This window comes from Amycolatopsis sp. NPDC098790 (assembly GCF_044759945.1).
GTDB lineage: Bacteria > Actinomycetota > Actinomycetes > Mycobacteriales > Pseudonocardiaceae > Amycolatopsis.
The window spans coordinates 2,166,498-2,178,442 of record NZ_JBIWAI010000001.1; the positions used below are offsets into that span (position 1 = coordinate 2,166,498).

Below are 11,945 nucleotides of genomic sequence, written 5' to 3' on the forward strand. Positions count from 1 at the left end.
CTCGATACGCTGGAGCGGGGCGGATCCCCCGGGAGGGTGGGCGATGCTCGGCGCGGCGATGCTCCGGGGGGCTACTTCTGGCACCTCGAAGCCCGTCCCGGTTGGTTGCCCCTCCGGCACCCCGAAGCTGTCATTGTGACTACGGCCGGCAACACCGCGTCAAGGCGGGAAAGATGCCTTGACCCGGTGCTGCCGGCCGTGTTCTGGCTTCGGATCGGGGTGCGGGGGAGTCTGGGTCCTCGTCGGTGCCTGTTTCCTTGTCCCCTTGCGTCTGGCGTTCTGGCGTGGGTTGCTTGCCGAGATCCCCTTGGTCTGGCGTGGCTCGCTGTCCGCTTCAGGCCGCGTCTGAGTCTGGTGCTCCTGGCTTTGCGATCTTCGAAGTTGCTCCCTGCTCCAGCAGGTCCGCCACCGGGAGCGTTGCCGCTCCTGTTGCCACCGCGTCCAAGCCCAGGGAGCCCAGCTGGATCGATGTCTGGCTGAACGGGTGCCTCAGCGCGTGCTCTCCTGCCGCCGAACGGATTCGAGGCAGCAACTGCTCGCCCAGCGCCAACCCTGCCCAGCCGCCGATCACTATGCGCTCCGGGTTGAACAAGTTGATCAAGTTCGCGATCCCCGCGCCCAGGTAGCCGGCCGTTTCGTCCAGTACCCGGGCCGCCGTCTTCGAACGGGGGGCCGCCTCCAGCAGTGCCGCGAACTGGGCCTGCTCGTCCTCGCCCGGGACCTCTTTCCCCCGCACCTTCCGGTACCTCGCCAGCACCCCGCCCGCGCCGATGTACGCCTCCAGGCAGCCCAGCGCGCCGCAGCGGCACTGGTTTCCTCCGTACGCGATCGTTGTGTGGCCCCACTCGCCCGCGCTGCTCGTCGACCCTCGGTACGTCGTTCCGTCCGTCACCACCGCTGCTCCGACGCCCGAGCCGATCAGGGCTATCACCGCGTGGCGCGCCCCTCGGCCCGCGCCGAACCACATCTCCGCCTGGCCCTGCGTCTTCGCCCCGTTGTCCACGAACAGCGGGAGCGACACCCCCGCCTCCTGCAGCAGCGATACCAGCGGCACCGCGTCCCAGCCCACCGTTGGCGCGTGGACCAGCACCCGTGATCCCTGCTCGACCGTGCCCGGTACGCCGATTCCGACCCCCAGCACGCTCGCGTCTTCGAAATCCGCGAACACCTCGCGCAGTCCCGACGTCACCTGCTCGACCGCCGTTGCCGGGTCCGGGGCCTTCGGGAGGGGGTGGTCGACCGTCGCCAGGCGGGTCATCGCCAGGTCGAACAGCTCCACCTTGACGCCCGTCTCGCCGATGTCCACGCCTGCGACGTAGCCGTACGCCGGGTCGACGCGCAGCAGGACCCGGGGCCGGCCGCCGTCCGATTCCACCTGGCCCGCCTCCGTGATGAGGCGCTCCTCGCCCAGTTCGGCCGTCACGTTGCTGACCGTTGCCGCACTCAATCCGGTGAGCTGGCTCAGTTCGTGCCGCGACAGCGGGCCGTCGAAGTACAGTTTCGACAGCAGCAGGGAACGGTTGTGCCGCCGCAGATCACGGACGGTGGTGCGCTTGCTCGCCATGGGCAACCCATCTGAAACTCTTACCGGCTGCGACCAGGATGCCTGATCACCGTAAGTTGTGGCTATGTATTAAGTGGTGAACTAAGTCCCGAACCCATAGTGACATGGGCAGCGTCTGGCAGAATCCCCCAGGTGACCCAGGTGGTACGCCAGACAACTCGAGACCTCCGGCGGCACAACCGCGCGGCACTCCTGTCCTCCCTCTACCTCCGCGGTCCCGTCAGCAGGCTGGAACTAGTAGCTGAATCGGGACTGTCGGCCGCCACCGTTACCAACGTCGTCTCCGAGCTCATCGCCGACGGCGTCGTCGAGGAAGCCGGCTCGGTCGAATCCGACGGCGGGCGGCCGCGGACGCTGCTCGCCGTGAGGCCCGGCTTCGGGAACGTCGTCGGCGTCGACGTCGGCGAGACGCACGTCGAGGTCGGCCTGTTCGACTGCGCGCTCGGGACGCTCGGGACGGTGCGCCACCCGCTCGTCGGCACCCGGCTCGACCCGGACGAAGTGGCCGGTTTGGTGCGAACCGGCATCGCGGAAGTGCTCGAAGGGGGCGAACCGGACGCGGTGTTCGGCGTCGGCATCGGCGTACCCGGCGCCGTCCGCGACGGCGGGATCGTGCACGCGCCCACCCTCGGCTGGCGCGGTGTCGCCTTCGCTGACCTCATCCACCCGCACATCCAGGCGCCCCTCCACCTCGACAACCGCGCCCGCACCCTGGGGCAGGTCGAGGCCTGGCGCGGGGCCGGGCGAGGCGCCGAACGCGCCATCGTCGCCCTGCTCGGCGTGGGCGTCGGGGCCGCCGTCGCGACCGCCGGGCCGTCGCACCCCGGCATCACCACCAGCGAGTGGGGCCACACCGTCGTCAAGGCGGGCGGGGCGGCCTGCCGGTGCGGCTCGCACGGCTGCCTGGAGGCCTACGTCGGCACCGAGGCCGTCGTCCGGCACTACGCCGACCGCGTCGGCAAGCAACCGGTCATCGGGGACGAAAGCGACAACGAACTGGCCCGGATCGTGGCCGAGGCCGACGTCGAGGGCCCCGCGGCCGACGTCCTCGCGGAGACCGGCGAGTACCTCGGGATCGGCATCGCGAACCTGATCAACCTGCTCAGCCCGGACCGGGTGGTGCTCTCCGGCTCGGCGGGGGCGATCATGGGGCAGGCGATCCTGCCCGCCGTGCGCGACGCGGTGGGCCGGCACGCGCTCGGCTACCTCGCCGGGCGCACCGAGGTCGTCCTCGGCAGCCTCGGGCTGGACGCCGTCGCGCTCGGCGCGGCGACGCTGCCGATCGCGGAACTGCTCGCGAACGGCGGCCGGACCGGCTGATTCCCTTGCATCGCAAGGAGTAATCACGGCGACAGGTCCAGACCGCCAGTTCTTTTAGTACTTAAACTTAGGTACAAAACGTTACCGCCGTGTTATTGACGTGACCCGAGTCACCCGGGTTGACTTCTGGGCGTCGTTCGGTCGCCGGCGGTCGGGGCTCGCTACCAGTCGACACTTACGCACGTCGTCGATGACTAGGAGGAACGATGCGAGTCAAGCGCTCCATCGTCGCAGCGCTGGTGGCCGTCATGGCCCTCGGAGGCCTGACAGCGTGTTCGGGCGGCAGTTCGAACGCCGCGCAGAGCAACCCGGACCAGGTGCTCAACGTGGGCAAGCCCGACGGCCCGCAATCGGAGAACAACAACCCGTTCCTCGAGACGTCCGCCCTGTCGAACATGGGGTACCGGTGGATGATCTACGAGCCCCTCGTCATGCACAACCGCGTCAAGCCGCAGGAGCCGGGCAAGCCGTGGCTGGCGACCAAGTGGGACTGGTCGGACAACTACAAGAAGCTGGTCCTGACCGTCCGTGACGGCGTCAAGTTCTCCGACGGCCAGCCGATGACCGGCGACGACGTCGCCTACACGTTCCAGCTGCTGCGCGACAACAAGGCGCTGAACGTCGACGCCGTGCCGTACAAGGACATCGCCGCGGCCGGCAACCAGGTGACGCTGGGCTTCGAGACCTCGCAGTTCGTCAACCAGCTCAAGATCCTGCAGACGCTCGTCGTGCCGAAGCACGTGTGGCAGTCGGTCAAGGACCCGGCGCTCGACACCGTGAAGAACCCGATCGGCACCGGGCCGTACACGCTCAAGTCGTTCACGCCGCAGACGATGATCGTCACCCGGCGCGACACCGGCTACTGGCAGGAAGCACCGAAGGTCAAGGAGATCCGCTACACCTCCTACACCGACAACAACGCGCAGGTCGCGGCGCTGGTCAGCGGGGCGTCGGAGTGGAGCTTCGTCTTCATCCCGAACTACAAGGCCGTCTACACCAACAAGGACCCGCAGCACTACAAGTTGTGGTTCCCGGCGCAGCTGGCCGTGCACGGCCTGTGGTTCAACACCGAGAAGGCCCCGTGGAACGACGCGAAGCTGCGTCAGGCGGTCAGCAAGGTGATCAACCGCGACGACATCTTCAACCAGGGCGAGGCCGGCTACTTCTACCCGAAGAACGACCAGATCACCGGCATCCCGACGCCGGCGGGCGACTCGTTCATCGCGCCGGAGTACAAGGGCAAGACGGTCCAGGTCGACGTCCCGGGCGCGAAGTCGCTGCTGACCGGCGCGGGCTACAAGTTCAACGGCGACAAGCTGGCCGACCCGAGCGGCAAGCCGGTCACGATAAAGCTGACCGTCCCGTCCGGCTGGTCGGACTACATCACCGACCTGGAGATCATCAAGGACAACCTGGCGCAGATCGGCATCACCGCCACGGTCGAGAAGATGAACCAGGACGCGTGGATCAAGTCGGTCGACACCGGTGACTTCGAAGGCCTGATGCACTGGACCAACGACGGTGCGACGCCGTACGACATGTACCGCGACGTCATGGACGGCAGCCGCTACAAGCCGACCGGCCAGGGCGGCATCAACGGCAACTACGGCCGCTTCAAGAACGACGAGGCGACCAAGGCGCTCGAGACCTACGCCAACGCCGAGGACGACGCCGCCCGCACCGCCGCCATGGCGACGCTGCAGAAGATCATGATCGACCAGCAGCCGATGGTCCCGACCTCGGCGGCCAACTCCGGTGGCGAGTACAGCACGAAGAACTGGGTCGGCTGGCCGGACGAGGCCAACCCGTACGGCCCGGCGCAGCCCACGCTGCGCAACGCGCTCGACATCGTCCTGCACCTGAAGCCCGCGGCCTGATGGCGGATTCAGTGATGACGGAACACGGGGACGGCCGCGGCGACGCGGCCGCCCCCGCCCCCTCCGACCCCATCGCCGTCGGGTCGGAGGGGGACCTCCCCGTCGTTCTCGAGGCGGCGGGACTCACGAAACACTTCCCGGTCCGCCGCAAGGGCCGGGCCGCGCTGACCGGCCCGCGCCGCGCGGTCCAGGCCGTCGACGACGTCACCTTGACGCTCCGGCGGGGCCGCGTCACCGCGCTCGTCGGCGAGTCCGGCTCGGGCAAGTCGACGGTCGCCCGCCTGCTCGCGGGCCTCTACCCGCGCACCGGTGGCGACATCCGGCTGCACGGTGAGACGGTGAACATCAAGCACGGCCGGACGTTCCGCGCCTACGCCCGGCGGGTCCAGATGATCTTCCAGGACCCGTTCGCGTCGCTGAACCCGGTGCACACCGTGCGCTACCACCTGACGCGGGCGCTGAAAATCCACGGCCGCGCGGGCGACGACCTCGAAAAGTCGTTGCACGACCTGCTTTCCCGCGTCCAGCTGACGCCGCCGGAGCGGTACATCGACAAGTTCCCGCACGAGCTGTCCGGTGGGCAGCGCCAGCGCGTCGCGATCGCGCGGGCGCTCGGTGCCGACCCGGAGGCGCTGCTGGCCGACGAGCCGGTGTCCATGTTGGACGTCTCCATCCGGCTCGGCGTGCTGAACCTGTTGCGGGACCTCAAGGAACGGCTGCACCTGGCGATCCTGTACATCACGCACGACATCGCGTCGGCGCGCTACTTCGCCGACGAGACGATGGTGATGTACGCCGGCCGGATGGTCGAGGGCGGCGACAGCGAGACCATCACGCAGCGCCCGGCCCACCCGTACACGCGGCTGCTCATCGACTCCGCTCCCGATCCCGACCGGCTGGTCGGCGGCGCGGCCGAGCTCGACCCCGGCGAGGTGCCGGCCGAGCGCGGGGCGGGCGAGCCGCCGAGCCTGATCGACCCGCCGTCCGGCTGCCGGTTCCACCCGCGCTGCCCGGTGGCGATGGAGCGGTGCAAGACCGACCTGCCGCCGCGGTTCGAGGTCGACGACGCGCCCGGTCACTGGGCCGCGTGCTGGCTGTACGACGGGGCCGCCCGATGAGGTACCTGCTGCAACGGCTGGCCTTCTACGTCTTCACGGCCTGGGCCGCCGTCACCATCAACTTCTTCATCCCGCGGATGATCCCGGGCGACCCGGTGCAGTCGCTGATCGCCAAGAACCAGGGCATGATCAGCCAGGACGCGGTCCAGTCGCTGTACGTCCTCTTCGGACTCGACAAGAACGAAAGCCTGATCTCCCAGTACTTCGACTACTGGGGCCAGCTCTTCCGCGGCGACCTCGGCGTGTCGTTCACGTTCTTCCCGTCGCCGGTGTCCGACCTGCTGAGCGACAGTCTGCCGTGGACGATCATCCTGGTCGGCATCACCACGATCGTCGGCTTCGCGCTCGGCACCGGGCTCGGCGTGGTCGCCGGCTGGAAGCGCGGCTCGTGGGTCGACGGGCTGCTGCCGGTGACGACGTTCCTCTCGTCGATCCCGTACTTCTGGCTCGGCCTGATCGCGCTGACGCTGCTGGCCGGCCCGGGCAGCTTCTTCCCGTCGTCCGGCGGCTACGACCCCGGCACGGTGCCCGGCTGGGACGGCACGTTCATCGGCAGCGCGATCCAGCACAGCCTGCTGCCCGCGCTGACCATCCTGATCAGCTCGATGGGCAGCTGGATCCTGGGCATGCGCAACATGATGGTCACCGTCGCGTCGGAGGACTACGTCACGGTCGCGCACGCCAAGGGCTTGCCCGAACGCCGGGTGATGGTCGGGTACGCGGCACGCAACGCGTTGCTGCCCAGCGTGTCCGGCTTCGCGCTGGCGCTGGGGTTCATCGTCGGCGGCACGCTGCTCGTGGAGATCGTCTTCTCCTACCCGGGTGTCGGCTACCAGCTGTTCCAGGCGGTCGGCTCGCAGGACTACCCGCTGATGCAGGGCATCTTCCTGATCATCACGCTGTCGGTGCTGGTGGCCAACCTGTTCGCCGACGTCGCCTACCTCGCGCTCGACCCGCGCACCCGGAAGGAGGGCTGACGTGGCTGTACCCGCGGCGGACGTCAAAGCCGCCCAAGCCCTCCCCGTCGACGCCGTCGTGCGCCGGAAGCGGTTCCGCTTCCTGACCGGCGGCAAGACGGTCACCGGGCTCGCCGTCATCGTCTTCTTCGTGGTGATCGCGGTCATCGGCGACTGGATCGCGCCGTTCGACCCGTCGGCGCGCAGCAACGACCTGATGGAAGCGCCGTCGGGACGGCACTGGTTCGGCACCACCCACCTCGGCCAGGACATCTTCAGCCAGGTCGTGGTCGGCACGCGCAGCGTCATGCTCGTCGGGCTGACCGCCGGGATCGTGGCGACGATCCTCGCCGTGCTCGTCGGCGTGACGTCCGGCTACCTCGGCGGGACGCCCGGTGAAGGGCTGTCCGCACTGTCCAACGTGTTCCTGGTGATCCCGGCGCTGCCGCTGATCATCATCATCGGCAGCGCGGTGCCCACCGGCGGCGACTACCTGGTGGCCGTCATCATCGGCTTCACGTCGTGGGCGTGGGGCGCGCGAGTCCTGAGAGCGCAGACGCTTTCGTTGCGAGGCAGGGAATACGTCGAAGCCGCGCGGGCGACCGGCGAGTCGACGTGGCGGATCATCTTCTTCGAGATCCTGCCGAACCTGACCGCGGTGATCGCGTCCAGCTTCGTCGGCACGGTGATCTTCGCGGTGATGTCGGAGATCACGCTCGCGTTCGTCGGCGTCTCGGGACTGTCCAACTGGAACTGGGGCACGATCCTGTTCTGGGCGCAGAGCCAACAGGCCCTCGCGCAGGGCGCGTGGTGGTGGTTCGTGCCGGCCGGGCTGGCGATCGCGATCCTCGGCACGGCGTTGTCCCTGCTCAACTTCGGCATCGACGAGTTCGTCAGCCCGCGGCTGCGCGGCAGCGGCAAGGCCCGCGTGCGCGGCGCCGACGGGAAGACGCACCGCATGCGGGTGGGCTTCACGCCCGTGCTCGGGCGAGAGGAAAAGCCATGATGGACCCGGTACTGGAGATCAAGGGCCTCGACGTCGACTACGGCGTCGGCGACGAGGCCGTGCGCGCGGTCCGGGACGTGCACCTGACGCTGCACCGCGGCGAAGTCCTCGGCCTGGCCGGGGAAAGCGGCAGCGGGAAGTCCACTTTGGCCTACGGGCTGACGCGGCTGCTTGCGCCGCCGGGCGTGATCCGCGGCGGTCAGGTGATCTACCACCCCGCGGACGGCGAACCGTACGACGTCCTCCGGTTGACCGACAAGCAGCTGCGCGGCTTCCGGTGGGCCGAAACGTCCATTGTGTTCCAAGGCGCGATGAACTCGCTCAACCCGGTGCACAAGGTCGTCACGCAGCTCGTCGACGTCATCAAGGCGCACGAGCCGCGGTCGACTCGCGAGAGCCGGGTGGCGCGGGCCCGTGACCTGCTCAAGCTGGTCGGGATTTCGGCCGACCGGCTGGAGGCGTACCCGCACCAGCTGTCCGGCGGCATGCGCCAGCGCGTGATGATCGCGATGGCGCTGGCGCTCGAACCGCGGATCGTCATCATGGACGAGCCGACGACCGCGCTCGATGTCGTCATGCAGCGGCAGATCCTGGGCCAGCTCGTGGAACTGCGGGAACGGCTCGGCTTCTCGGTTCTGTTCATCACGCACGACCTTTCGCTGCTGGTCGAGTTCTCGGACCGGATCGCGATCATGTACGGCGGCCGGATCGTCGAGCAGGCGCCGGCGTCGGCGCTCTACCGGGACGCGCTGCACCCGTACAGCTTCGGCCTGCTGAACTCGTTCCCCGCGCTGCGCGGGCCGCGCCGCGAGCTGGCGGGGATCCCGGGGTCGCCGCCGGACACGCGCGGGATGCCGGCCGGCTGCGCGTTCCACCCGCGGTGCCCCAAGGCCTTCGAGCCGTGCGACTCGAAGGTGCCCGTGCTGGGCTTGCCCGGCGGCGACGCTTCGCGGGAAGTGGCTTGCTTCCTGCACCCGGTCGCCACCCCCTGAACGCCGTCTGTCCTATCCGGTCCCACCTGGAGGAGACCCGCCTTGACCGAGACCACCGCCGCGACCGCCGAACAGCAGGCGCTGATCGACTCGCTGCCGCCGGACTTCCGCTGGGGCGTCGCCACCGCCGCGTACCAGATCGAAGGCGCGGTCGCGGAAGACGGGCGCACTCCGTCCATTTGGGACACCTTCTGCCAGGTCCCGTGGGCGATCGACAACAACGACAACGGTGACGTCGCCTGCGACCACTACCACCGGATGCCGTCGGACATCGAGCTGGTGCGCGAACTGGGCGCGGACACCTACCGGTTTTCCGTGGCGTGGCCCCGGGTTCAGCCGCGCGGCCGCGGCGGCGTCAACGAAGCCGGGATCGGGTTCTACGACCGGCTGGTCGACGAAACGCTGAGCCGCGGGATCACGCCGTGGCTGACGCTGTACCACTGGGACCTCCCGCAGGAGCTGGAGGACGCGGGCGGCTGGCCGGCGCGCGACACGGCGTACCGGTTCGCGGACTACGCGATGCTGGTGTTTGACCGGCTTTCCGACCGCGTCCGGCATTGGACGACGTTGAACGAGCCGTGGTGCTCGGCGATGCACGGGTACGTGCACGGCGTGATGGCGCCGGGGCGGCGTGACTACGCGGCGGGACTGCACGCGGTGCACCACCTGCTGCTGGGCCACGGGCTCGCGACGCAGCGGATGCGCGAGGCAGCGCCGGCCGACACGGAGTTCGGCATCACGCTGAACATGTGCACGGCGGACCCGGCGACGGACTCTCCGGAGGACGTCCGCGCGGCGAGGCAGGCGGATGGCCTCGGCGTCCGGATCTACCTGGACCCGCTGGTGCGCGGGGAGTACCCGGAGGACGTGGTGGACGACCTGGCGTCACGCGGGGTGCGTCTCCCGATCCAGGACGGCGACCTTTCGGTGATCTCGACGCCGCTGGACTTCCTGGGCGTGAACTACTACTTCGGCCAGCAGTTCTCGGGGGTGGACGAGAACGGCTCGTCGGTGGACGACGAAGGCGTCCCGGCATCGCGGCTGGTCCCGTTCGGCGAGCCGACGACGGCGATGGGCTGGGAGATCCTGCCGGGCAAGTTCACGGAGTTGTTGACGCGCTTGGGTCGTGATTACCCGGGCTTGCCGATGTACATCACGGAGAACGGCTCGGCGTTCGACGACGACCCGGACTCGTCGGGGTTCGTCCGCGACGAGCAGCGGACGGCGTACTTGGCGTCGCACATCGCTGCTGTCGCGGCGGCGCGTGAGGCGGGTGCTGATGTGCGTGGGTACTTCGCTTGGTCCCTTTTGGACAACTTCGAGTGGGCGTACGGGTACGCGAAGCGGTTCGGGTTGATCCGGGTGGACTACGAGACGCAGGAGCGCACGATCAAGCAGAGCGGCTACTTCTACCGCGACACGGTGCGGCGAGTCCGCGGCAGCTGAGCGGGGTCACTCGATCGGGGGTGGGGTACACCCCACCCCGGGTCGGTGGTTCGCACCATGGTTCGCGCCGCTCGTCAACCCCTAACGTCGGATGGGACGGATCCCGACGACGGAGGGGAATCATGGCAGTCCGAACTGCGGCCCGGCCCGTACCTCAGACGGCGCGAAAGGCCTGGTGGCGACGGCCCTGGATCGGCCCGTTGGCCCTGCTCGTGCTGGCTTTCCTGTCCTTCTCGCTGCCCCCGTACCTGGCGCTCGACCCCGCGCAGTCGCGGGTGCCGCAGCCCGATGGCTTCCCGGCGCACTACTGGTTCCTCGTCGGGCACGTCGTCTTCGGCTCGATCGCCATGGGTGGCGCCGTCCTGCAGATCTGGCCCTGGCTGCGGCGGACGCACCCGGTGATCCACCGCAACGTCGGCCGCGCGTACGTCTTCGCCGGCGTGCTGCCCTCGGGGCTGATGGCCCTGACGATCGGGTCGCAGAGCCCGTTCGGCCCGGTCACGCGCGTCAGCGACGTGCTCGCCGCGGTGCTGTGGATCGGGTGCACCATCGCCGGCTGGCGGGCGGTGCGCGAGCGGCGCTTCGGCGACCACCGCAAGTGGATGATCCGCAGCGTGACGCTGACCTTCTCGATCATCGTCAACCGCGTGATCTCGCCGATCGCGATGATCATCCTGGAACCGCAGATCCCGACCACGTTCGGCGGCAGCGAGCTGGCGTTCAGCCAGAGCGTCGGGGCGATCTCGTCGTGGGGCGGGCTGGCCTTCGCGGTGATCGTCAGCCAGCTGATCCTGGAGCACCGGCCCGCGCGGAAACCCGTCGGTGCGCGATGACGGCCACCCTGCCGGACGCGAGACCGGCGGCCAAGGCTTGGTGGCGGCGGCCGTGGGTGGCGCCACTGGCGCTGCTGGTCGCCGCCTTCCTCGCCTACTCGGTTCCGCCCTACCTGACGCTGGACCCCGCCCAGTCCCGCGTGCCCGCGCCGCCGGGGTTCGCCGCGCACTACGGGTTCCTCGTCGGGCACATCCTGTTCGGCACCATCGCCATCGTCGGTGTGATCCTGCAGGTCTGGCCGTGGTTGCGGCGCACGCACCCGGTCGTCCACCGCCGGGTCGGCCGCGTCTACGTCTTCGCCGGCGCGATCCCGTCCGCGCTCCTGGCGCTGACCATCGCCCTGGCGAGCCCGTTCGGCCCGGCGGCCGGCGTGCTGAACGTCGTCGCGGCGCTGCTGTGGCTCGGGTTCACCGTCGCCGGCTTCCGCGCGGTCCGGCAGGGCCGGTACGCCGACCACCGCCGGTGGATGGTCCGCAGCTTCGCGATGGCGATGAACACCCTGCTCAGCCGGGTCTACGCGCCGATCGCGTTCCTGACCCTCGCCCCGCACTACCCCGACCAGGCGGTGCTGTTCCAGACCGCGTCGACGCTGGCCGGCACGATGAGCGTGCTCACCTTGCTGCTGCTCAGCCAGTGGTGGCTGGACCGGCGGCCGGTGAGGGATCGGGCCGGGGTGCGGTGAGGGCTGTGCTGTCGGGCGCGAGGCCGGGCGAGACGTGGGGTTGCCGGTGGTGGGCAGGGTGAGGCTGGGGGTCGAGTGCTCAGCCGGTGGTGGCTGGACCGCCGGCCCGTGAGGGAGCGGGCCGGTGCGGTGAGGCCGTGTTGCCGGGCG

General features: G+C 69.5%; 10 protein-coding genes. 9 read left to right on the forward strand and 1 reads right to left on the reverse strand.

The annotated features are described in order from the left end of the window. Window positions 1–334: 334 nt before the first annotated feature. Window positions 335–1,564 (reverse strand): ROK family protein, encoded by a 1,230-nt coding sequence (locus ACIQWX_RS10900; protein ID WP_400868144.1) that lies wholly within the window; start codon window positions 1,562–1,564, stop codon window positions 335–337. Window positions 1,565–1,696: 132 nt separating this feature from the next. Here ACIQWX_RS10900 and ACIQWX_RS10905 point away from each other — a divergent pair, with 132 nt between their 5' ends. The 9 genes from ACIQWX_RS10905 (at window position 1,697) to ACIQWX_RS10945 (ending at window position 11,795) form a co-directional block, all read left to right on the forward strand. Next, window positions 1,697–2,884: an ROK family protein gene (locus ACIQWX_RS10905; RefSeq protein WP_400868146.1), complete on the forward strand. Its 1,188-nt coding sequence runs from the start codon at window positions 1,697–1,699 to the stop codon at window positions 2,882–2,884. Window positions 2,885–3,090: 206 nt separating this feature from the next. Next, the gene (locus ACIQWX_RS10910; protein ID WP_400868148.1) at window positions 3,091–4,761 is read left to right on the forward strand and encodes an ABC transporter substrate-binding protein; all 1,671 of its coding nucleotides are present in this window, start codon (window positions 3,091–3,093) and stop codon (window positions 4,759–4,761) included. A gap of 14 nt (window positions 4,762–4,775) precedes the next feature. Then, window positions 4,776–5,879: an ABC transporter ATP-binding protein gene (locus ACIQWX_RS10915; protein ID WP_400868150.1), complete on the forward strand. Its 1,104-nt coding sequence runs from the start codon at window positions 4,776–4,778 to the stop codon at window positions 5,877–5,879. Continuing rightward, window positions 5,876–6,856, forward strand: coding sequence for an ABC transporter permease (locus tag ACIQWX_RS10920; RefSeq protein WP_086672166.1), 981 nt, complete (start codon window positions 5,876–5,878; stop codon window positions 6,854–6,856). The genes ACIQWX_RS10915 and ACIQWX_RS10920 overlap by 4 nt, the downstream gene beginning before the upstream one ends. 1 nt (window position 6,857) lies before the next feature. Beyond that, the gene (locus ACIQWX_RS10925) at window positions 6,858–7,841 is read left to right on the forward strand and encodes an ABC transporter permease (protein ID WP_400868155.1); all 984 of its coding nucleotides are present in this window, start codon (window positions 6,858–6,860) and stop codon (window positions 7,839–7,841) included. Continuing rightward, a complete protein-coding gene (locus ACIQWX_RS10930; protein WP_400868157.1) occupies window positions 7,838–8,833 on the forward strand; it encodes an ABC transporter ATP-binding protein in 996 nt (331 codons plus the stop codon). Before ACIQWX_RS10925 ends, ACIQWX_RS10930 begins: the two co-directional genes overlap by 4 nt. A gap of 42 nt (window positions 8,834–8,875) precedes the next feature. Beyond that, window positions 8,876–10,279: a GH1 family beta-glucosidase gene (locus tag ACIQWX_RS10935; protein WP_400868159.1), complete on the forward strand. Its 1,404-nt coding sequence runs from the start codon at window positions 8,876–8,878 to the stop codon at window positions 10,277–10,279. Between the two features lie 122 nt (window positions 10,280–10,401). Next, a complete protein-coding gene (locus tag ACIQWX_RS10940) occupies window positions 10,402–11,112 on the forward strand; it encodes a DUF2306 domain-containing protein (protein WP_400868161.1) in 711 nt (236 codons plus the stop codon). Between the two features lie 56 nt (window positions 11,113–11,168). Then, a complete protein-coding gene (locus tag ACIQWX_RS10945) occupies window positions 11,169–11,795 on the forward strand; it encodes a DUF2306 domain-containing protein (protein WP_400869524.1) in 627 nt (208 codons plus the stop codon). Window positions 11,796–11,945 lie beyond the last annotated feature (150 nt).